The organism is Kitasatospora sp. NE20-6 (genome assembly GCF_045862635.1).
Window position 1 is genome coordinate 26,091 of sequence record NZ_BPRL01000052.1, and the last position, 21,575, is coordinate 47,665.

The 21,575-nt window shown below is 75.7% G+C and carries 22 protein-coding genes; 13 read left to right on the forward strand and 9 right to left on the reverse strand.

Features of this window, described 5'->3' with window-relative positions; translation table 11 throughout:
- The first annotated feature begins 126 nt into the window (after window positions 1–126).
- From SNE206_RS29295 to SNE206_RS29335, 9 genes are read left to right on the forward strand one after another with little or no spacing between them, the layout of a single operon-like run.
- Window positions 127–2,772: a glycoside hydrolase family 3 N-terminal domain-containing protein gene (locus SNE206_RS29295; RefSeq protein ID WP_407916528.1), complete on the forward strand. Its 2,646-nt coding sequence runs from the start codon at window positions 127–129 to the stop codon at window positions 2,770–2,772.
- A gap of 54 nt (window positions 2,773–2,826) precedes the next feature.
- On the forward strand, window positions 2,827–3,723 hold the full coding sequence (locus SNE206_RS29300; protein WP_407916529.1) for an aminotransferase class IV: 897 nt from the start codon (window positions 2,827–2,829) through the stop codon (window positions 3,721–3,723).
- 11 nt (window positions 3,724–3,734) lie between these two features.
- A complete protein-coding gene (locus SNE206_RS29305; protein ID WP_407916530.1) occupies window positions 3,735–4,343 on the forward strand; it encodes an NUDIX domain-containing protein in 609 nt (202 codons plus the stop codon).
- Entirely contained in the window at window positions 4,333–4,584 is a 252-nt protein-coding gene (locus tag SNE206_RS29310) for a hypothetical protein (protein ID WP_405010139.1), read from the forward strand. Before SNE206_RS29305 ends, SNE206_RS29310 begins: the two co-directional genes overlap by 11 nt.
- Window positions 4,571–5,863 carry an NAD(P)/FAD-dependent oxidoreductase gene (locus SNE206_RS29315; RefSeq protein WP_407916531.1) on the forward strand — a complete coding sequence of 431 codons (1,293 nt, stop codon included), beginning with the start codon at window positions 4,571–4,573 and terminating at the stop codon, window positions 5,861–5,863. The genes SNE206_RS29310 and SNE206_RS29315 overlap by 14 nt, the downstream gene beginning before the upstream one ends.
- A 48-nt stretch (window positions 5,864–5,911) precedes the next feature.
- Entirely contained in the window at window positions 5,912–6,916 is a 1,005-nt protein-coding gene (locus SNE206_RS29320; protein WP_407916532.1) for an ATP-binding cassette domain-containing protein, read from the forward strand.
- Entirely contained in the window at window positions 6,913–7,776 is an 864-nt protein-coding gene (locus tag SNE206_RS29325) for an ABC transporter permease (RefSeq protein ID WP_407916533.1), read from the forward strand. The genes SNE206_RS29320 and SNE206_RS29325 overlap by 4 nt, the downstream gene beginning before the upstream one ends.
- Before the next feature lie 3 nt (window positions 7,777–7,779).
- A complete protein-coding gene (locus SNE206_RS29330) occupies window positions 7,780–8,643 on the forward strand; it encodes an ABC transporter permease (RefSeq protein ID WP_407916534.1) in 864 nt (287 codons plus the stop codon).
- 4 nt (window positions 8,644–8,647) lie between these two features.
- Complete coding sequence (locus SNE206_RS29335; protein ID WP_407916535.1) at window positions 8,648–9,484, forward strand: HAD family hydrolase; 837 nt, start codon at window positions 8,648–8,650, stop codon at window positions 9,482–9,484.
- A 67-nt stretch (window positions 9,485–9,551) separates the two neighbouring features.
- On the opposite strand, the gene SNE206_RS29340 is transcribed toward SNE206_RS29335, so the two are convergent.
- The 7 genes from SNE206_RS29340 to SNE206_RS29370 all read right to left on the reverse strand — a co-directional run bounded on the left by SNE206_RS29340 (window position 9,552) and on the right by SNE206_RS29370 (window position 15,350).
- Window positions 9,552–10,703, reverse strand: coding sequence for a serine hydrolase domain-containing protein (locus SNE206_RS29340; protein ID WP_407916536.1), 1,152 nt, complete (start codon window positions 10,701–10,703; stop codon window positions 9,552–9,554).
- A 125-nt stretch (window positions 10,704–10,828) separates the two neighbouring features.
- Complete coding sequence (locus SNE206_RS29345; RefSeq protein ID WP_407916537.1) at window positions 10,829–12,187, reverse strand: NAD(P)/FAD-dependent oxidoreductase; 1,359 nt, start codon at window positions 12,185–12,187, stop codon at window positions 10,829–10,831.
- Between the two features lie 71 nt (window positions 12,188–12,258).
- Complete coding sequence (locus SNE206_RS29350; RefSeq protein WP_407916538.1) at window positions 12,259–12,447, reverse strand: hypothetical protein; 189 nt, start codon at window positions 12,445–12,447, stop codon at window positions 12,259–12,261.
- Window positions 12,448–12,515: 68 nt separating this feature from the next.
- A complete protein-coding gene (locus tag SNE206_RS29355) occupies window positions 12,516–13,358 on the reverse strand; it encodes a DUF1206 domain-containing protein (protein WP_407916539.1) in 843 nt (280 codons plus the stop codon).
- A gap of 94 nt (window positions 13,359–13,452) precedes the next feature.
- Window positions 13,453–14,277 (reverse strand): ribonuclease BN, encoded by an 825-nt coding sequence (locus SNE206_RS29360; protein WP_407916540.1) that lies wholly within the window; start codon window positions 14,275–14,277, stop codon window positions 13,453–13,455.
- Between the two features lie 330 nt (window positions 14,278–14,607).
- Window positions 14,608–14,781, reverse strand: coding sequence for a CsbD family protein (locus tag SNE206_RS29365; protein ID WP_407916541.1), 174 nt, complete (start codon window positions 14,779–14,781; stop codon window positions 14,608–14,610).
- A 134-nt stretch (window positions 14,782–14,915) separates the two neighbouring features.
- On the reverse strand, window positions 14,916–15,350 hold the full coding sequence (locus SNE206_RS29370) for a response regulator (RefSeq protein WP_407916542.1): 435 nt from the start codon (window positions 15,348–15,350) through the stop codon (window positions 14,916–14,918).
- Window positions 15,351–15,706: 356 nt separating this feature from the next.
- Between SNE206_RS29370 and SNE206_RS29375 the strand changes: the two genes are divergently transcribed.
- The 3 genes from SNE206_RS29375 to SNE206_RS29385 all read left to right on the forward strand — a co-directional run bounded on the left by SNE206_RS29375 (window position 15,707) and on the right by SNE206_RS29385 (window position 19,159).
- A complete protein-coding gene (locus SNE206_RS29375) occupies window positions 15,707–17,359 on the forward strand; it encodes a sensor histidine kinase (RefSeq protein WP_407916543.1) in 1,653 nt (550 codons plus the stop codon).
- Window positions 17,359–18,582, forward strand: coding sequence for a PP2C family protein-serine/threonine phosphatase (locus SNE206_RS29380; RefSeq protein ID WP_407916548.1), 1,224 nt, complete (start codon window positions 17,359–17,361; stop codon window positions 18,580–18,582). Before SNE206_RS29375 ends, SNE206_RS29380 begins: the two co-directional genes overlap by 1 nt.
- A gap of 88 nt (window positions 18,583–18,670) precedes the next feature.
- Window positions 18,671–19,159 carry an ATP-binding protein gene (locus tag SNE206_RS29385; protein WP_407916544.1) on the forward strand — a complete coding sequence of 163 codons (489 nt, stop codon included), beginning with the start codon at window positions 18,671–18,673 and terminating at the stop codon, window positions 19,157–19,159.
- A gap of 91 nt (window positions 19,160–19,250) precedes the next feature.
- Here SNE206_RS29385 and SNE206_RS29390 read toward each other — a convergent pair whose 3' ends face one another.
- On the reverse strand, window positions 19,251–20,468 hold the full coding sequence (locus SNE206_RS29390; RefSeq protein ID WP_407916545.1) for a phospholipase D-like domain-containing protein: 1,218 nt from the start codon (window positions 20,466–20,468) through the stop codon (window positions 19,251–19,253).
- 103 nt (window positions 20,469–20,571) lie between these two features.
- A complete protein-coding gene (locus SNE206_RS29395; RefSeq protein ID WP_407916546.1) occupies window positions 20,572–21,000 on the reverse strand; it encodes an ATP-binding protein in 429 nt (142 codons plus the stop codon).
- Window positions 21,001–21,299: 299 nt separating this feature from the next.
- On the opposite strand from SNE206_RS29395, the gene SNE206_RS29400 reads away from it, so the two are divergent.
- Window positions 21,300–21,575: methylmalonyl-CoA mutase family protein (locus tag SNE206_RS29400; RefSeq protein ID WP_407916547.1), on the forward strand; the 276-nt coding region annotated here is incomplete at its 3' end.

A 21,575-nucleotide genomic window follows, 5' to 3' on the forward strand; every position in this document is an offset into this window, starting at 1 on the left:
TACCGCCGGCCACGCACCCGTACCGCCCGTACCGCCGTACCGCCTGCGCGACCCGCACGCACCGCCCTGCGGCACCCGCACCGACCGCACCGGCCCGGCCCGGCCCGCGCCACCCGGTGCCCGGCCGTGCTCACCCGCACCACACCCGCACCCGCACCCGCACCCGGCGCGGCACCCGCGCACGACCACCCGTCCTCGGATCCGCACGTCACGGAGGATCATGTGATCCGGCTCGACCACCTTCCGGAATGGCCCGCGCTGCAGTCGGACGTCCCCCGGGATCCGGCCGTCGAGGAGGCCGCGCTCGGCATCCTCGCGCAGATGACCACCGAGGAGAAGCTCGGGCAGATGATCCAGCCGGACCTCGTCGAGCTGACCGCCGACGACGTGCGGACCTACCGCATCGGCTCCGCGCTGAACGGCGCCGGCCGGTGGCCCGGCGGCAACCGGCGGGCCGGCGCACGGGAGTGGGCCGAGACGGTCGGCGCGTTCTGGGAGGCGTCCGAGGAGGCCTTCCGCGACCGGCCGTTCCGCATCCCCTTCATGTGGGCGACCGACGCGGTGCACGGCCACAACAACGTGTACGGCGCCACCGTCTTCCCGCACAACATCGGTCTCGGCGCGGCCCGCGACCCGGAGCTGATCCGCCGGATCGGCGAGGCCACCGCCCGCGAGATCGTCGCCACCGGCATGGACTGGACGTTCGCCCCCACCGTCACCACCCCGCGCGACCGCCGCTGGGGCCGCCACTACGAGGGGTACTCCGAGGACCCGGAGATCGTCCACCAGTACGCCCGCGCCATGGTCGAGGGCCTGCAGGGCGACACCGACGGGCTCCGCTCCGACACCCGGGTGCTCGCGTGCGTCAAGCACTGGGTCGGCGACGGCGGCACCTTCGAGGGCGAGGACCGCGGCATCGCCCGCTGCACCGAGGACGTGCTGCGCAACGTCCACGCGATGGGCTTCTTCTCCGGCATCGAGGCCGGCGCGCAGTCCGTCATGGCCTCGTACAGCGGCTGGGAGGGATCCGGGCGCAGCGAACCCCGGATGCACGGCAGCCGCTACCTGCTGACGGACGTGCTGAAGGGCGCCCTGGGCTTCGACGGCATCGTCATCGGCGACTGGGACGCCCACCCGTACGTCGAGGGGTGCGGCGACGGCGAGGCCGGCAACGTCATCCGGGCGGGCGTCGACGTCCTGATGATCTCGACGCGGGAGAAGTGGCAGGCCGTGCACCGGGCGGCGCTCGCCGAGATCCGGTCGGGCGCGATCCCGATGGAGCGGGTCGACGACGCGGTGCTGCGCGTGCTGCGGGTCAAGCTGCGCGCCGGGCTGTGGGAGAAGCCGCGCCCGCAGGACCGTTCCCTGGCGGGCGACGCGGCGGTGCTCGGCGCGCCCGCGCACCGGGAGCTGGCCCGTGAGGCCGTCCGCAAGTCGCTGGTGCTGCTGAAGAACGACGACGGTGCGCTGCCGCTCCCCCGCACCGCGCGGGTGCTGGTGACGGGCGGCGCGGCCGACGCCGTGCAGAAGCAGACCGGCGGCTACACCGTGACCTGGCAGGGCGACGACATCGGCATCGAGGACTTCCCCGGCGGCGCGACCCTCGCGACCGCGGTGGCGGAGGTCGTCGGCGCCGACCGGTGCACGGTCGACCCGTTCCTGGAGCACGCGGACCCGGCGGCGCACGACGTCGCCGTGGTGGTGCTCGGCGAGGACGCGTACGCGGAGATGTTCGGCAGCATCAGGCCGTGGCGCAGCATCGCGTACGCGGCGCTGAAGCCGTCCTACGCCCGTGACCTGGAGACGCTGCGGCGGCTGCGGGCGGCCGGGGTGCGGGTCGTCACGGTGATGTACAGCGGGCGGCCGCTCTACACGACCGAGGAGATCAACCTCTCCGACGCGTTCGTCGCCGCGTGGCTGCCCGGCCCGGACGCCACGGGCATCGCGGACCTCCTCTTCGCGGCGGCCGACGGCGCCGGGGCGTACGACTTCCAGGGGCGGCTGGCCTTCGGCTGGCCGCGCCGGCGGCACGCGGCCGCGGTGAACCGGACGCCGCGTCACATCCCCGGCCACGAGGTGCCGGAGGGCGAGAGCGCGCCGACCGGTCCGGACGAGCCGCTGTTCCCGTACGGCCACGGCCTGACGCTGCGCGGCGACGGGGCCGGCACCCGGCTGGGCGCGCTGCCGCCGGACGAGGACGGTGCGGACGACGCGGGGCCCGGCGTGCCGCACGGTCTCACCGCGCCGGTCGAGCTGGGCCCCGCCGGGGATCTCGCGTACGTGCTGCGGGTCCGTGCGACCGACCACGGTCCCCGGGAGCTGCCCTGCGGGCGGAGCACCACGACCCCGTTCGTCTCCGCCGAGCCGGCGAGCCACCCCTCGGGCTGCGGTGCGCTGTCGCTGTCGTTCAAGGGCACCCGCACCTTCGTCTACACGCAGTCCCGCGACGGGAGCCACCGGGATCTGCGCGGCCTGGTCGCGGCGGGCGGCCGGCTGGCCCTCGACGTGCGGGTGGTCGAGCCTCCGACGGGGCCGTTCCACCTGGCCTGTCACGACGACTACCCGCAGCAGCCCGCGCTGGACATCGCCGGACGGCTGCGCGCGCAGCCGTTCGGCGAGTGGACGACGCTGGAGTTCCCGCTCGCCGAACTCGCCGCGGAGGGCATGGAGTTCGACCACGTCGACGTGCCCTTCCAGCTGTGGACGGAGGGCCGGGCCCGCCTCGACATCGGCAGGGTCCGCCTGCTGCCGCCGCACGACGACGAACACTGACCGAATCCCCTGGGGGCACGGCGCTGCCTGCCCCGGACACCGAGGTGTGGAGCCATGGGCAAGAGAATCATGTGGTTCGACGGGGCCTGCGTGCCGTGGGAGGACGCGCGGGTCCACGTCTGGGACGAACTGGCGCTGCGCGGCGCCAACGTCTTCGAGGGCGTCACGGCCTTCTGGGACGACGCGGAGCAGCAGCACCGCGTCCTCGCCGGGGAGGAGCACCTGGAGCGTCTCTTCCGGTCCGCGCGGACCGCCGACATCCCGGCGCCCGCCTCGGCGGAGGAGGTCCGCGCGGCGCTCGCCGCGGTCGCCCGGGAGCTGCCCGGCACCGACGTCTACCTGCGCCCCACGTTCTACGCGGCGCGCGGCCGTTCGACCCTCGCCGCCGACAGCGAGGGCGCGATGTACATCGGCGGTTTCCCGTACGCGCCGGGCGGCCCGCCGCTGGTGCGGGCGGTCGTCAGCAGCCACCGGCGGTTCGGCGGCCCGATCGGCGCCGGCGCGAAGTCCGGCGGCTCGTACCTGGACTTCCGGGTGTTCGAGCGTGAGCGGCTGGAGCGGGGCGTCGAGCACGTGCTGATCCTCAACGACCGGGGCAACGTCGCCGAGGCGGACGGCGCCGCCATCCTCCTGGTCGGGGACGGGAAGGTGCTCGTGCCGTCGGTCGACACCGGTGTCCTCGACTCGATCACCAAGCGGATCGTCCTCGACCTCGCCCGCGGCCTCGGCTACGCCGTCTCCGAGCGCGGCGTGCTGCGCGAGGAGCTCCACGGCAGCCAGGTGCTGCTGGCCGGCACCCTGATGGGCCTGCGGCCGGTCGACACCGTCGACGGCGTCCCCGCCGGCCACGGACCGGGCGCCGCCTGCGCCCGCGCCCTCGCCGAGGAGTACGCCCGGCTGTGCCGCGGCGAGCACGCCCTCGCGAAGACCTACCTCACCCCTCTGGCGTGAGCCGGCCCGCCATGCGAGAGATCGACAGCGAGACCGTGCACCGCAACCCGTGGTTCTCCGTGGTGTGCCGGCGGTACGAGGACCCGGCGGGCGGGCTGCACCCCTACTACATGGTCAGCAAGCCCGACTCGGTGCTGGTGGTCGTGCGCCGCGGCGGCGGCCTGGTCCTCGTCGAGCTGCAGCGGCCGACGTTCGGCGGCGTGCCGGGGCTGGAGTTCCCGCAGGGCGGGATCGAGGCGGGCGAGTCGCCGGAGGAGGCCGCGCGCCGGGAGGCGCTGGAGGAGACCGGGCTGCACGTGACCGGGCTGCGGCACCGCGGCTCGTTCGCGGAGAGCAGCGGCTTCGCGACCACCTCCTGCCACGTGTTCACCGCCGAGGCGGCCGGGCCGCCCGGCGTGACCGACGTGACCGGCGCGGCCGAGGTGACCGGCGCGGCCGAGGTGACCGGCGGAGCAGCCGGAGCGGGCGGCCCGGCCGGTGACGACCCGTTCGAGGCGGGGCTGGCGGTCCGGGTGCTCGCCCGCCGCGAGCTGCTCGCCCTGGCGCGCCGCGGCGGCATCCAGGACTCCGCGACGCTCGCCGCCCTGGCACTCCTCGGGGAGGACGACGATGCCGCCTAGCACCGCGGAGGTCGCGGTCCCGCTCTTCATCGACGTCCGGGTCGACCTCGCCACCGGCGACGTCGTGGCGCCGTCCGCCGGCTCGCGGGAGCGGCTGCTGCTGGCCGGGCTCGGTCCGCTGCGCTCCGCCGTGCCGGACGGCCCGGCGGGTCTGCTGCTGGAGACCGCGGACGGCGCGCGGTGGCGCCTGCGGATCTCCGAGGCGTCGGGACTGGTGGAGTCGCTCGATGTCGTCCGCTGAGGGGCGTCCGGCCGCGCCGGGGCGACCCGCGGCGCTCCGTACGGACGTCGTCGTCGCCGGGGCCGGCATGGCCGGTGTGCTGACGGCCCTCGCGCTGGCCGGGCGCGGGCTCGACGTGCTCCTCGTCGAGCAGCACCGGCTGGGCGGCGGGCAGTCCGGGCAGTCTCACGGCTACCTGCACCAGGGCTACGCGTACGGGCCGGACGAGCCGCAGCTCCCGGCGCTGTTCCGGCGCGCCCGCGCGCACTGGGGCGAGCTGACGGCCGGTCTGACGCCGGAGACGCCGGGGGCGACGGTGGCGTTCTCCAACGAGGCGGCCCGGCTGCGGGCCGAACGGTACTGGCAGGCCTCCGGGCTGCCGGTCCGGCCGGTGCGGGCCCCCGGCTGGCTCGGGCCGGGCTTCACGTCGTGCTTCCGCAGCGACGAACTCACCTACAACTTCGGCCACATCCTGCGCTGCCTGGGCCGGAGCACCGCCGCCGCGGGCGTGGAGTCCGTGCCGGGCCGGATCGCGGCGGTCACGGAGGAGGCGGCGGGCGTCCGGGCGGAGCTCGTCCGGCCGGACGGCACCGCCGTCACCGTGCACGGCCGGGCCGTGGTCGTCGCGGCGGGTGCCGGATCGCCGGCCCTGCTGGCACGGTCGGGCCTGCCGCCGGTCGTGTACTGCCGCAAGTCGTTCATGCTGGTGCTGCGCGGTGCGCTGCCGGTGGTCGGCGCGGTCTTCCCGGAGCGGGAGGAGCACGGCCTGTTCCTGGCCAGCCGTACGGGGCACCCGGCGGGTACGACCTGGCTGGTCTCCGACTTCCAGTCGTTCGACGGCGGCCACGGCGACCCCCGGCAGCTCGCCGGGTGGTGGGCGCACCGGCTGCTGACGACGCTGCGCCGGGTGGTGGACGCGCCGGTGCTGGCGGAGGTCCGGGCGGTGTCGGGGTACGCGGCCGTCAAGTCGGGCCTGCTGCCGAGCAGCGGCACGGTGGCGCACGAGTTCAGCCGCGACTTCCTCGGCGGACGGGTGGTGGTGACGAGCCCGTCGAAGCTGACGCTCGCGCCGCTCGCCGCGGAGAGCGCCGTGCGTTCGGTCTGCGCCCGGCTCGGCCTGCCGTTCCACGGTCTCACCTGGGACGGCGTCGACAGACAGCCCCCCGGGCCCGGCGCCCTGCCCGGCCCGGCCGGGGAGGCGTGCGAGGCCTGGGAGACCGGTCTGGCCGCCGTCGAGCACCCGGGCCTTCCGGACGCGCTGCCGGACATCCCCACCCTGAGCTCGCTGTACGCGCGCTGACGTACCGACGGACGATCCCGTCCGGCTCCGCACTCGAAGGGACCAGGAATGCCCGACACATCCGCCGCGATCGTGACCCGCGGCCTGACGAAGACGTACCGGGTCAGGCGCCCGGTGACCGGGCGTTTCGCCGCGGTCCGCTCGCTCGTCGACCGGGCGCGCGACGAGCTCACCGTGGTCGGCGACCTGTCGCTCTCCGTGGGCCGCGGCGAGCTGGTGGGCCTGCTCGGGCCGAACGGCGCCGGCAAGTCGACCTCGATCAAGATGCTCACCGGCATCCTCACCCCGACCTCCGGCGAGGTGTGGGTGGACGGCCGGGTGCCGCAGAAGGACCGTTCGGCGAACGCCCGTTCCATCGGCGCGGTGTTCGGCCAGAAGACCCAGCTGTGGTGGGACCTGCCCGCCCGGCACTCCTTCGGCCTGATCCGCGACATCTTCGACATCCCGGCCGCCGACTACGCCCGGCAGCTGCGCGACGTCGACCAGGTGCTGGGCATCTCGGAGTTCTGGGACACCCCGGTGCGGCTGATGTCGCTCGGCCAGCGGGTGCGCTGCGACATGGCGGCGGCGGTGCTGCACGACCCGGCGATCCTCTTCCTCGACGAGCCGACGATCGGCATGGACGTCGTGGCGAAGGAGCGCACCCGGGCCTTCCTGCTCCAGCAGGTGCACGAGCGCGGCCGGGCGGTCGTGCTGACGACCCATGACATGACGGACGTCGCGCGGCTGTGCGAGCGCGTCCTGCTGATCAACCACGGCCGGCTGATGTTCGACGGCACCCTCGACGAGATGAAGCGCGAGCACGGCGCCGGGCGGGTCGTCCACGTCACCTTCGGCGAGCCGGTCGCCCGCGTCGAGGTGCCGGGCGCCCGGGTGGTGTCGCACGAGGGCACGCAGGCGGTGGTCGCCCCGGTGGGCGACCACACCCCGGAGGACGTCGTGCGGGCGCTGATCGCCCGGTTCCCGGTGGTGGGGCTGACCGTCGAGGAGACCGACCTGGAGGAGCTGATGCGCGCCGCGTACGAGGCCGAGAACGAAAGCCTCTTCGCATGAGCGCCACCGCCCCCGCCCCTGCCCCCGCCCCCGCTGCCGCGGCCGCCCGGGCGGGCCGCAGCGGCCGCGCCTGGCGGATCTGGCGGATCGTCCCGCTCTACCAGACGATCGCCTACCGCGGCCGGTTCTTCCTCGCGCCGTTCATGCTCGGCGTGCAGGTGTACATCTACTACCTGCTGTGGACGGCGGTGTACGCCGGCCGGGGCCCCGTCGCGGGCCTCGACGTCGACCAGGCGGTCGGCTACGCGACGCTGGCGATCCTGATCGGCCGCATCCGGTGGACGAACCGCATGGTCTCGAAGGACTCGCTGCCGCAGCGCACCCGCGAGGGCACCATCATCTACTGGTTCCTCCGCCCGATCTCCCCGGGCCGCTACTACATGTTCCGCGCGATCGGCGACATGGGGTACGGCGGCGCCTGGGCGCTGCTCGGCTACCTCGTCGTGCTGGCCACCGGCGTCGTCCGGCCGCCCGCCTCGGCCGCGGTCGGCGCGGTGTTCGCGGTCAGCCTGGTGCTCGGCCAGATGATCCTCTACTACCTCGGCCAGCTCGTCGACCTCGCGACGTTCTGGCTGGTCTCCAACACCGGCCTGACCCGCATGTACGGCTTCGTGCAGGACCTCCTCTCCGGGGTCTTCGTGCCGCTGTGGTTCCTGCCCGGCTGGCTGCTGACGACGGCCTCCGTGCTGCCCTTCGCGGCGACGATCAACGACCCCATCTCCCTCTACGTCGGGCGGATCCCGCTCTCGGACGCCCCCGCGACGCTGGTCCGCGAGCTCTGCTGGGTCGTCGCCCTCGCCGTCCTGACCAAGTTCGTCTGGTCGCGCGCGGCCCGGCGTGTGACCTCGCAAGGAGGCTGAGCCATGACCACCACCCTCGACGGCCCGCGGCAGCCCGTACGGCGCGGCCGTGCCGCCCGCACCGCGCGCACCACGCGGATCGTGCTCAGAACGACCGCCGTGAACATCCGCGGCCGCCTGGAGTACCCGGGCGACTTCGCGTTCGAGATCGTCTTCGGCATCCTGTGGCAGAGTTCCACCCTCGCCTTCGCCGCGGTGCTGCTCATGCGCTTCGACGGCCTGGGCGACTTCCCGGCGGGCGGCGTGCTGCTGATCGTCGGCATGCGGCTGATGTCGCACGGGCTCTTCACGATGGTCTTCGGCAACCTCTCCGACGCACTGCTGGAGCTGGTGGAGGAGGGCCGCGTCGAGGGGTACTTCCTGCGTCCGATGTCGGTGCTGACACAGATCCTGATCAGCCGCTTCAACATCAACGCCCTGGGCGACTTCTCGGTCGGCGTCACCGTCTGCGCGATGGCGGTGTCGTCCGCGCCGGTCGACTGGACGCCCGCGCGCGTGCTCTACCTGTGCGCGGCGATCGTCGGCGGCGTCTTCCTGGAGGCCGCCGTGCAGCTGCCGCTGGCGGCGCTGCTGCTGCGCTCGCCGTTCGCGCACGGCGTCGGCAAGTGGATCGACGACATCATGGCGACGATCGGCAACTACCCGCTGTCGATCCTCCCGGCCGCCCTGCGCGGGGTGTTCACCTTCGTGCTGCCGCTCGCGTTCGTCGCCTACCTCCCCGTGCTCGTCCTGCTCGACCGGGCGCCGCAGCACGGACCGAGCGCCTGGCTCGCCGAGTGGTCGCCGGCGGTGTGCCTGCTGCTGTTCCTCGGCTCCAAGCGGCTGTGGAACTGGAACCTCCGCCACTACCGGAGCACGGGCGGGTGACCCGGTGACCTCCCCCGGCATCCTCCGGCCGCCGTTCGCCCTGATCGCCACCGACCTCGACGGCACGCTGCTGCGCTCCGACGGCACCGTCGGCCCGCGGACCAGGGCCGCCCTCGCCGGGGCCGCGGCGCGCGGCGCCCGGCACGTCGTCGCCACCGGCCGGTCCGTCGCCTGGACCCGGCACGTGCTCGACGACCTCGGCTACACCGGCCTCGCCGTCTGCGGGCAGGGCGGCCAGGTCTACGACGCGGCCGCGCACCGGCAGCTCGCCTCCGTCACCCTCGACCGGCGGCTCGCCCGCCTCGCCGTCGACCGGATCGAGGCCGAGGTCGGCCCGCTGCTGCTGGCCGCCGACCGCGACGGCCTGGACGGCCGGGTGGTGGCCGCCCCCGGCTACCGCCCGGACCCGGCCGACGGCCTGCCCGTCGTCCACGCCCGGCACGCCGACGAGGTCTGGGAGGAACCGGTGCGCAAGTTCTACGCCCAGTGCGCCGGGCTCGGCGAGGACGCGCTCGCCGCGGCCGCCCGGGAGGCCGCCGGGCACCTCGTCGGCATCACGACGGCGGGACCGGGCGAGGTCGAGATCCTCCCGGCCGGTCTCAGCAAGGCCACCGGGCTGTCGTTCGCGGCCCGGCGGCTCGGCCTGCGGGGCCTCGACACCGTCGCCTTCGGCGACATGCCCAACGACACCCCGATGCTGGAGTGGGCCGGGTACGGGGTCGCCATGGCCGGCGCGCACCCCGCGCTGAAGGCCGTCGCCGACGAGGTGGCACCCGGCCACGACGAGGAGGGTGTCGCGGTCGTCCTGGAGCGGTTGTTCGGCCTCGCCGGGCCGTCCTGAGCCGGACCCGGACCCGGCCTGAGCCGGACCCGGCCTGAGCCGGGCCCGGGCCGGGCCCGCGGGGCGCTCAGGCGGCCGCCGCGTACCGCCAGAAGTCCCGCATCACGGCGGGCGGCGTCGGCCCGGCCAGCTCCAGCTGCGTGAGCAGCACGGAGACGGCGCCGGTCGCGGGCGTGACGTGCAGGGCCGTTCCGGTGCCGCCGATCCAGCCGTAGCGGCCCGGGACGTTCCACGGGTCGAGGGCGGCGACGTCGACCGACCCGCCGAACCCCCAGCCCTGCCCCTCCAGGAACAGCGACCCGGCCTCCCGCTGCGCCGCCGTCAGGTGGTCGGTGGCCATCTGCCGCACCGACTCCGCGGACAGCAGCCGCCGGCCGTCGGCGGCCTCGCCGCCCGCGAGGAGCATCCGGGCGAAGGCGTGCAGGTCGTCGACGGTCGAGACGAGGCCGCCCGCGCCGGAGGGGAACGCCGGCGGGCTGCTCCACTGCCCGTCGGGGCCGTCGACCCGGTCGAGACCGCCGGACGGTCCCGACCGGTAGTAGCCGGTGAACCGGCCGAGCTCCGCGGGCGGCACCGCGAAGCCGGTGTCCACCATGCCCAGCGGCCCGAACAGCCGCCCGGCGAGGAGCTCCGGCAGCGGGCGGCCCGCTGCCCGGGCGGCCAGCACGCCCTGGATGTCGGAGCAGGTGTTGTAGAGCCACGCCTCGCCCGGCTGGTGCAGCATCGGGATGCGGGCGAGCACCGCCGTCCACTCGTCGGGTGCCACGACGGCCTGCGGTTGCGGCGGCCCCTGCTTCAGCTCGGCGAAGAGCGGCGCCAGCGCGGGCAGCGAGAAGTCCGCGGGGAAGCCGTACCCGGCGCGGGAGGTGAGCAGATCGGCCACGGTGACCGGCCGGGCGGCGGGCACCGTGTCGGTGACCGGCGACGACGGGGTGCGGACGACCCTCGGCGCGGCGAGCTCCGGCAGCCACTCGGCGACCGGCGCGTCCAGGGCGAGCGTGCCGTCCTCGACGAGCACCATCACGGCGGCGGCCATGACCGGCTTGGTGAGCGAGGCGACCCGGAAGAGCGTGTCCCGCGCCATCGGCACCGGGCCGCCGGCCTCCGTGCGGCCGACGGCCGCCACCTCCACCGCGTCGCCGCGGGCGACCAGGGCCACCGCGCCGGGCGGGCCGCCCGGGCGGACGTGCGCGGCCAGGACGTCGTGCAGGGTGGTCATCGCTCCGCCTTCCGAAGGGTGCGGGCGGATCGCGGCCCGCCGCTGCGCAGCATCATGCGGGCTGCCGCGCCCCGGACGGCGGACCGCCGCACCGGCCGGGAGCCCCGCACCGGCCGGCGGGTCGGTCACGGCCCCACGGGCTCCCCCTGCCGGGGCTGCTCCGCGGGCCGGGGCCGTGCGGGCCGGCCGGTGGGCTCGAAGTCGGGGATCGTCGCGGGGCGGCCCTGCTGCAGGCCGGTGCGTACGAAGTCGTCGCCGGTGGTGGCGTTGAGCAGCCAGTTCACCAGCACCCGGGTGCGGGCGGTCACGGTGGGCAGTGCCAGCAGGTGGTAGCCGCGGGCGACGGCCTGCGCGGGCAGCCCGGAGAGCTCCACGCCGAGCGGCTTCGCGACGGCCTCGGTGCCGCCGAGGTCGACGACCAGGCCGAGGTCACGGTGCCGGTAGGGCTTCGGGGCGGCGCCGCGCAGCCGGGCCACGAGGTTGTCCGCCGCGGCGCGGCCCTGGCGCTGCGCGTGCTGGGCGGTCGGCGGGGTGACGGCGTCGCCGCCGACCGCGAGGTCGGGCACGGCCGCGGCGTCGCCGACGGCGAGCACGCCGTCCGCGCCGGGCACGGTGAGGTCGGCGGCCGTGACGAGCCGGCCGCGCAGCGTCGCGGTGCCCAGGGTCGCGACGAGCGGGCTCGCGGCGACGCCCGCCGTCCAGACGAGCGTGCGGGTCGGCAGGGTGCGGCCGTCGGTGAGTTCCACGGCGTCGGGGGCGACGCGGCGCACGGAGGTGCCGAGGGAGACCTCGACGCCGCGGCGGCGCAGCGTGTCGAGGGCCTTGCGGCCGAGCCGGTCGCCGAGTTCGGGCAGCAGGGCGGGCGCCACGTCGACGAGGTGCCAGGCGAGGAGGTGCGGGTCGAGCCGGGGGAACCGGCCGGTGGCGGCGGCGGTGAGACGTTGCAGGGCGGCCAGGGTCTCGACGCCGGCGTAGCCGCCGCCGACCACGACGAAGCGCATCCGGGCGGCGCGTTCGGTCTCGTCGGTGGCGGCCGCGGCGAGGTCGAGCTGGGCGATCACGTGGTCGCGCAGGTAGGCGGCCTGGGCGAGGGTCTTCATGCCGAAGGCGTGGTCGGTCAGGCCGGGGATGTCGAAGGTGCGGGTGGTGCTGCCCGCGGCGAGCACCAGGTGGTCGTACGGCAGCGTGCGGGGCTCGCCGGCGGGCGGGCGCACGGTGACGGTGCGGGCGGCCGGGTCGACGTGCTCGGCGGTGCCGGGCACGATGCCGGTGCGGCGCAGACGGCGGCGGAGCGACACGGCGACGGACTGCGGGGTGAGGATGCCGGAGGCGACGTGCGGCAGCAGCGGCAGGTAGAGCTGGTAGTCGGTCGGGGAGACGAGTGTCAGCTCGGCGTCCGCGGGGGCGAGCCGGCGTTCGAGCCGGTGCAGGCACTCCGCGCCGGCGAAGCCTCCGCCGACCACGACGATCCTGGGGCGGGTCATGGGCGTCCTCCGTGGGTCGGTCGCCGGTGGGGCCACCGGCGGTGCGGTACGGGTCGTGGGTGGCCGTCCGCTCAGGGGCGGGCGGGCCGGTCCTGCCGTGCGCCGTCGGGCCGGGCGTGCCGGCGGGCGAGGCGGCGCCGGGTCGCGCCGACGGACGTCGGCCCGGCGGCCCCGTAGCGGGGCGTTCGGCGGCGCAGCGCGCCGAGCGCGAGGATGCCGGCGAGGAGCAGCGGGGCGAGGAGCAGGACGAGGACGGACACGCGGGGGCCTCCGGGGTCGGTGGGCGCGGGGCGCGGGGTGCTGGGCGCTGGGCGCTGGGGGGGGCGGGTCAGGTGCGGCGCCAGCGGGCGCAGGCCAGCGAGAAGACGCCGAAGAGCAGCAGGCCGAGCGCGACGGCGAGGAGCAGCCACGGTCCGGCGGGGGTTCCGGTGAAGCTGCGCAGGGTGTCGTCGACGCCCTTGGCCCGGTCCGGGTCGAAGCGCACGGCGGCGACCAGCACGAACACCCCGGCGGCGGCGAAGACGGTGCCGCGGGCCGTGTTCCCCGCGATGCCGCTGGCGGTGACGGCGCGGCGGGTGCGGCGGCCCATCCCGCCGGTCCGCAGCTTGCGGAGGAACTTCCGCTGCACCGCGCGGACGGCGATGCCCGCGCCGACACCGACCAGGACGGCACCCGCGGCGGCGACGAGGAACCGGCCGCCGGGCAGTCCGAGGGCGGTGGCCGTCCAGTCCTTGGAGCTGCTGTCGCTGCCGGACTGCCCGCCGCTGCCGAGCGCGAAGGCGGCGGTGCCCCAGCAGACGGTGGCGTAGAACACGGCGCGGCCGGCGTTGAGCAGCCGCTTGCCGGTCTTCTTCCCGCCGGCCTCGCCGGCCTCGCCGCGGACGGCGGTGGAGGCCCGCCACAGCGTCATGCAGGCGAACCCGGCGACGAGCAGCCACAGCAGGACGGTGCCGAACGGCCGGGCGGCGATCTCCCGCAGGGCGCCCTGCCGGTCGGCCTCGTCGGCCTCCCGGCCGAGGGCGATGCCCGCGGCGAGCAGGCCGACCAGGACGTAGACGACGCCGCGGGCGGCGAATCCGGCCTTGCCGGCGGCCCGCAGGGCGTCCCGGCCGCCCGGGGCGGCGGACGGCCGGCCCTCGTGCGAGGCCCGGGCGAACGGCAGTGATGCCACGGTGGTCCCCTCTCCGTCGCGGGCGGCGCGGTCGCTCGCCCGTGGGTCGGCCGTCTGCCCCGGTCGGCCCGGCTCACGCCCCCGGACCGGCGGATCAGCGCGGGCCGCGGCGCCGCGGCACCCGGGCCGCGCCGTGCAGGGCGTGCCCGGCGAGGGCGCCGCCGTACACGCAGAAGCCGACGCCGATCAGCCAGGACTGCACCACCAGCACGGTGCCGATCACGCCGTACGAGAACGCGTTGGCGACGATGAGGGGCGCGAAGACGTACCGGGAGAAGGCGCGGAGTCCGGCCAGGGCGGCCACGGTGGCGACCGCACCCGGCAGGAGGGCCCGCCAGGGCACGCGGGAGCCGAGCAGCAGGCGTTGCAGGCCCCAGAAGAAGAGCACGCCGCCGCCGAGCGCGGTGGTGAGCTGGAGGGCGGGCTGGGCGGGGGTGCCGTGCCACGGCACGCGGCTCCAGGCCGCGGCGAGCACGTACGCGACGAGGGCGGCGAGGCCGACGACCTGCCGCCAGGCGGCGTGCCAGGCGCCGGGGGTCCGGAGCCAGATCCGCTCGTAGGCGTTCTGCACGGCGCCGAGGAACGAGACGCCGAAGACGGCGAGGGCGGCCAGGCTCAGTGCGGTGGTGGTGCTGAGCACCTCGCGGCGGGAGACGAAGAGGTCGTCCACGGCGCGGGCGGACGCCCCGGAGAGGCCGAGGCCGTCGACGATCCAGTCGGCGATCCCGGCGCCGCTGGTCGGCGAGGCGGCGGCGACGACCACGAGGAGCGGCACGACGGTGACGAAGCACAGGGCGGCGAACGCCATCGAGCGGTGCATCAGCTCGATCTGCCGGCCGCGCCGCCACACGGCGCGCAGCACCCCGGCCGCCCGGCGGGGCTGCCGGGGCGGGCCTTCGGGGGCGGGCGGGCGGTTCATGGCGGGTCCGGGCTCATCCTGTCACCGCCGCGGCGAGCAGGCCCGCCGTGAGGCCGTCGCGGCCGCCCCCGGCGTACCGGGCGCGCTGCCGGTCGGCGCCGTTGCCCTCGGCGGGCGGTCCGGTGGCGCGCGCCGCAGGTGACGGGCACGGGCCCGCCGGTGCCGAACGGTGTCGCGCCGACCGCCACGATCCGGCAGCCGTGCTGCGCCGCGGACGCCCGGAGGGCGGCCCGCAGCCGGGCGAGGTGGCGGGGCCGCCGGGGGCCGGGGGAGGCCGGGCACGGCGGCGGGGCGCCACCGCAGCCGGTGACGCCCCGCCCTTGCCGCGTGTCAGCCCTTGAAGGCGTCCTTGACCTTCTCACCGGCCTGCTTGATGTCCGCGCCGGTCTGATCGGCCTTGCCCTTGGCGGTGAGTCGCTCGTTGCCGACGGCCTTGCCGGCCGCCTCTTCGGCCTTGCCCTTCGCCTTCTGCGCGACGTTCTGCACCTTGTCGCTGCCACTCATGGCCGGCTCCTCTCTCGCGCGGCCGGGAGGCCGCGGTCGACACCGCGTCTGCCCGGTCCCGCGGGTTCCACACATGCGGGACGGTCCGTCGGGGTGGCTGCGGCGCCCGGTCGGCACGCACGGACCGGGCGCGGTCACTCCGCGGGGCGCACCGCCGTCTCGCGGTAGAACGTCTCGATGCTGCGGACGGCGCGGGTGAAGTCGTCGAGGTTGACCGGCTTGGTGACGTACGCGTTGGCGTGCCGGCGGTAGGCCGTCGACACGTCGTCGGGTGCGGCGGAGGTGGTGAGGACGACGACCGGGATGGTCTTCAGGTCGTCGTCGTTCTTCAGCACGGACAGCAGCTCGGTGCCGCTCATCCGCGGCATGTTGAGGTCGAGGACGATCAGGTCGGGCCGCGCCTCGTCCTCCGAGCGGAGGTGGTCGAGGGCGGCGATGCCGTCGGAGACCTGGCTGATGGTTCGGACGGCACCGCCGTCGAGGAGCGCGTCCTCGATGAGCATGGCGTCCGCGGCGTCGTCCTCGACGAGCAGTACGCGGTAGGGGACGGAAGGCACGGCGGCGGTCATGTGTCTGCTCCGGTGTTCGGGGGCCGAGGTCGTCGGGCGGCGCACGGGGGTCCTCACCCCGACGGCGGTGGGGCACCGGCCTGCCGGGCCACGGAGGGGCGGCGTCGGACGGCCCGTCCCGGACGGCGCCGTGCGGGGCACCGACGAGCCGGAACGCCGCCGCCGGTCTTTTCCCCGGGACGACCCGTGAGAACACGAGCGATGCGGGTACCCGGCATACGGCAACTCTATTGATCGACAGTCTCGCCCGACAAGCGCCGTCGGGCGAGACGCTAACGTGTGGTGCGCCGCCGGACCGGGCGGCGGGGGTCTCGCACCCGGGCCCGGGGCGAGCGACGATCGGAAGGCGAACGGCTGTGGCCCAGTCCTCGGGTGCGGATGCCGGCGGCATCGGTGACGCACGTCACCCCCACACGTCCTCCGCCGGCCGGCGGAGATGGACGACCCGCCGCTGGCTGCGGGTGGGCGTCACGGTCGCGCTGGCCGTCCTCGCCGCGCTGAGCGGGCTGGGTGCGGCCACGTTCGTGCACTCCGGCGAGGTGAACACCCGCCTGGTCGACCGCACCTCCCCCGCGCTGATCGCCGCCGGCCGCCTGGAGACCGCGCTCGTCGACCAGGAGTCCGGCATTCGCGGCTACAGCCTGACCGGCCGTGCCGAGTTCCTGGAGCCGTACACCCTGGGGCTGGCCGCCCAGCGGCAGGAGGAGGGCACGCTGCGCGGCCTCCTGGCGGGTGACGACGACGCCGCGGCGAGCCTGGACGCGCTGCAGCGGGCCGCCGGCGCGTGGCAGCGGCAGGTGGCCGCCCCGGTGGCGTCCGCACCGCCGGGCGCCCCGGTCGCCGTGAGCGGCAGCTCCGCGGAGGAGGCCAAGCGGTCGTTCGACGCCGTGCGCACGGCCACCGGCCGGCTGCAGGCGGGCCTCCGGGAGGACCGGGTGCACGACCGGCGGGCCCTCGACGACGTCCGCGCGCAGCGCAACGTCGTCTTCGGCTCGATCGCCGCGGTGATCCTGGCCCTGGCCGTCCTCGTGTTCGAGGCGATGCGCCGCGGGGTGACGGGCCCGCTCGGCCGGCTCAACGAGGACGCCGACGCCGTCGCGGGCGGCGACTTCGACCACGCCATCGGCGCGACCGGCCCGGAGGATCTGCGCAGGCTCGCCCGCAGCGTCGAGGCGATGCGGCACCGGCTGGTCGACGAGATCGCCTCCGCCGACCGCGCCCGGGCCCGGCTCGCCGAGCAGACGGCGGACCTCCAGCGGTCCAACGCGGAGCTGGAGCAGTTCGCCTACGTCGCCTCGCACGACCTCCAGGAGCCGCTGCGCAAGGTGGCGAGCTTCTGCCAGCTGCTGGAGCGCCGCTACGCGGAGCAGCTCGACGACCGGGCCCGGCAGTACATCGCGTTCGCGGTGGACGGCGCGAACCGCATGCAGACCCTCATCAACGACCTGCTGGAGTTCTCCCGGGTGGGCCGCGTCCACAAGAGCCACGCGACGGTCGACCTGGAGGCCCTGCTGGGCTCCACCGAGGACGCCCTCGGCGTGCAGGTGGAGGAGGCCGGCGCCGTGGTGACGCACGACCCGCTGCCGACGGTGGAGGGCGACCGCACCCAGCTCGGCATCCTGCTGCAGAACCTGGTCAGCAACGCGGTGAAGTTCCGCTCCCCCGACCGCCCGCCGAAGGTCCACGTCTCGGTCGGCCGGGCCGGGCGGAACTGGGAGGTCGCCGTGTCCGACAACGGCATCGGCATCGCGCCGGAGTTCGAGGAGAAGGTGTTCGTCATCTTCCAGCGCCTGCACACCCGCGACGCCTACCCGGGCAACGGCATCGGGCTGGCGATGTGCAAGAAGATCGTCGAGTTCCACGGCGGCACCATCGGCATCGACCGCGGGCACACCCCCGGCACCCGCATCGTCTTCACCCTGCCCGTGCGGGACGACACGGCGGACGACCCGCAGCCCGCCAGCACCGCGGACGGAACGGCCGCCCTCGCGAAGGGGGTGCTCCGGTGATCCCCGGCGACCGCACGCTGCCCGCGCAGGTGCACCGTGCCCCGGCCGCCCCGCCGCAGCGCAGCGCACCCGAGGAGGAGCACTACCGGGTGCTGCTCGTCGAGGACGACCCCGGCGACGCCCTCCTCGTCGAGGAGATGCTCGCCGACACCGACCTCCGCTACACGCTGGTGCACCGCACCACCATGGCCGCCGCCCAGGCGCACCTCGCCGCCCACCGGGCGGACTGCGTGCTGCTCGACCTGCACCTCACCGACGCCTCGGGCATCGGCGGGGTCTCGGCCGTGCAGCAGGCGTCGCCCCGCGCGGCCGTCATCGTGCTGACCGGCCTGGTCGACGCCGGCGCGGGCTCCCGGGCGGTCGCCACCGGCGCCCAGGACTACCTGGTGAAGGGCCTGGTCGACGCGCAGCTGCTGCAGCGGGCGGTGCGCTACGCCGTGCACCGCAAGCAGGCCGAACGGGCCACCGCCGAACTGCGCGAGAACCAGATCCGTGCGGAGGAGAACGCCCGCCTGGAGCGCGGCCTGCTGCCCGCCCCGCTGCTCACCTCGACCGCGGTGGAGGTGACCAGCCGCTACCTGCCCGGCCGCGAACGGGCCCTGCTCGGCGGCGACTTCCTCGACGTCGTGCAGACCGCCGACGGCCGCCTGCACGCCCTCATCGGCGACGTGAGCGGGCACGGCCCCGACGAGGCCGCCCTCGGGGTGTGCCTGCGCATCACCTGGCGCGCCCTCACCCTCGCCGGGCACCGCGACACCGAGCTGCTGGCCCTGCTGGAGGAGGTGCTGGTCGCCGAACGGACCAGACCGGACGTCTTCGCGACCTGCACGACCCTGACCCTCTCCGCGGACCTGACCACGGCGACCGTGCACCTGGCGGGCCATCACGCGCCGCTGCTGCGCACCGGGACGGGCTGGGAGGCCGCCGAGACCGCCCACGGCATCGCCCTCGGCATGCTGCCGGGCTTCGGCAAGTGGGAGGCGACCCGGCTGCGGCTGCCCGCGGACGGCGCGCTGATGATGTTCACCGACGGGCTGATCGAGGGTCACGTCGACGAGGGCCGCGAACGCCTGGGCACCGAGGGCCTGCTGGGGCTGATCGGCGCGGCCGGCCCGCTGCCGGCCGACCGGCTGCTCGACCACCTGGTGCTGCGGGCCGACTCGCTCAACCGCGGCCGGCACTCCGACGACCTGGCCATCCTCCATCTCGGCTGGCGCCCCTGACGCATCCCGGCCCGCGTACGTGTGAGGCCCCGGAACGCGGCAAGCAGAGTTCCGAGGAGACCTCGCACACAACGGGAAGGTGATCGGGATGACCGGGAAGGAACGGGCCCGCCGGGTCGCGGTCGCGGTGGCGGTGCCGGCGGCACCGTGGGCGCCGCACGCGGCCCGGACGCTGGTGCGCCGGACGGTCGACGCCGCCCTGCGCGGTGCGGACGCCGGAGCCGACGACGGCGCGGGCGGGGACTGCGCGGGCGGGGACTGCGCGGACGTCGCCGAGGCGGTCGCGGACGCCGAGCTCGCCGTGTCCGAACTCGTCACCAACGCGCTCCGGCACGGCGGCCCGCCCGTCCGGCTGCGGCTGCGCGTCGCCGGGAACAGCCTGCGCATCGAGGTGCAGGACGGCGGCTCCGGCAGCCCGGTGCTGCGCGGTCCCGATCCCGACGCGGTGTCCGGCCGGGGGCTGGCGCTGGTGCAGGCCGTCTCCCAGGAGTGGGGGGTGCGCACCGCCCGGCCGGGCAAGATCGTGCACGCCACGATCCGGCTGGAGGGCCCGGTGGCCGGTCCGGCGGCCGCCTGAGCCCCGCCCGCCGAGCCCTGCCCGCCGAGCCCCTGCCCGAGCCCTGGCGGCCCTGCCGGGGCCCCCGGGGACGAGGGCCCCGGCCGGGCGTTCAGAGGAAGCGGCGGACGGGCGCCGTCAGGAGCTCCAGCAGCACCTGGCGGTTGCGGCGGTGCCGCCAGCGCGACTCCTCGATGGGGGTGCTGCGCGTGAGGTCGTGGTCGAAGTCGCGGTCGAGCTCGGCGGTGAAGCCCTCGTCGAGGACGGTCAGCACGACCTCCTCGTCGTGCTGGAGCGAGCGCCGGTTGAGGTTGGACGAGCCGATCAGCGCGGCCACGCCGTCCACGGTCATGATCTTCGCGTGCATCATCGTGGGATCGAAGTGGTGGATCCGCACGCCGGCGGCCAGCAGCTGCTCGTAGTAGCGCTCCCCCGCGACCTGGCAGACCCGCTTGTCGGTGTGCCGGCCCGGCAGCAGGATCTCGACCTCCACGCCCCGCTCGGCGGTGGCGGCGAGCAGCCCCGCGAAGAACTTGTCCGGCACGAAGTAGGCCGTCGTCAGGCGGACCCGTTCCTCGGCCGACTCCAGCACGGTGCGCAGCAGCGTCTGCAGGTCCTGCCAGCCGACCGACGCGGAGCCCCGGACGACCTGCACCACGGCCTTCCCGGCCGGGCGGTGGCCGTCGAAGAGGTCGGCCTCGTCGAAGAGCACCTCCCGGCACTCGGCCCAGTTCTGGGCGAAGGCCGCGGCGATCCCGTCGACCGCCGGGCCCTCGACCCGCACGTGCGTGTCGCGCCACTCGCGCTCGTCGCGGGCGTCGCCGCACCACTCCTCGGCGATGCCGACGCCGCCGGTGAAGGCGACCCGGCTGTCGACCACCAGCACCTTGCGGTGGCAGCGGTGGTTCTGCTTGAACGGCGAGAGCCGGAGCGGCCGCCGGAACCAGGCGATGTCGACGCCCGCCGCGGCCATCAGGTCGAGCAGCCGGCTCTCGATGAGCCGGGCGCCGAAGCCGTCGAGCAGCAGGCGCACCCGCACCCCGGCGCGGGCCCGCTCGGCCAGTGCCTCGGCGAAACGCTCGGCTATCGCGCCGCGCCAGTAGACGAAGGTCATCATGTCGACGGTGCGTTCGGCGGCGGCCACGGCCTCCAGCATGGCGGGGAAGATCTCGTCGCCGTTGCGCAGGGGGTGCAGGGCGTTGCCCTCGGTGGCGGCGATGCCGATGAGGCGCTCCAGGCGGCGGCGCAGCCGTACGGCCTTCTGCGCGGCGTCCGGTGCGGGGGGTGCGGCGGGTTCGCGGACGACGGGCGCGTCACCGATCAGCGGCATGGTCCCCTCCTGGGGTCACGGTGCCCGCGGTCGCGGGATCGCCGCTCGGCTACCCGGTGCCGCGGTTTCCACGCGGAGGTTCCGGCAGCGTCCGGAGGGAGGGTCAGCCGGGCGGCGCGGGGAGGGTGATCTCCGCCCAGACGGTCTTGCCGGCGGTGGCCTGGGCGACGCCCCAGACGGCGAGCCGGTCGAGCAGGTGCAGCCCGTGGCCGCCGGGCCGGGCGGGGCTGTGCGGGGCGCGGTGCTCCGGCAGTCCGGTGCCCTCGTCGGCGACCTCGATGCGCAGGGTGCGGTCGGTGAGCACGAGCAGCAGGCCGGTCGCGCCGTCGGCGTGGCGGCAGGCGTTGGCGACGAGCTCGGAGACGACCAGGCGGACGTCGTTCCCGAACTCCCCGGCGTCGTCGAGGCCCCAGCCGCGGAGCGCCGCAGCGGTGAACTCCCGGCCGGCCCGGGCCTGGCCGGGTCCGGCGAAGCGGAGCCGGCGCCGCCGGCCCGTGACGGGACCGCCCGCCGTCCGCACGCTGCTGTTCATGTCCTCACCCTGCTGGATCACGGGCCCGCCCGTCGAGCCCCCGCCGTACGGTGGAAGGGCGTGAGCGCCCGTCAGCCGGCGGCGGGCGGGTACGGCCCAGGTGTCGCGCGGCACTGCCCGGGGCCGGCCCGCCGTGCCGCTCCTCCCCTTCTCACCGCTTCCGGCACCGCCGAAACAGGGGCCGGCCGACGGGCTCCGCCGGCTGTGTGCGACACCTCACAGGGCGTGAAGTGCAACGAGTGGGAGATCACACCCGCGTCCTCTGCTGCGGCGATGCTAACGGCCCTTAACCTCTCCTCATGACGGTCCTGCCCGAAGGGCTTCCTCTGGCCGCCGAGTTCCCTGATGCGACCCGTGAGCAGTGGCAGCGCCTTGTCGAAGGCGTCCTGCGCAAATCCGGTTCGCAGCACGTGACCGGCGAGCAGGCAGAGGACGCGCTCACCACCCAGCTCCAGGACGGGCTCCGTGCCCGTCCGCTGTACACCGCCGAGGACGCGCCGGCCGATGCCGGGTACCCCGGCTTCCCGCCGTTCGTGCGCGGCGGCCGACCGCAGGGGGCCACGGTCTCCGGCTGG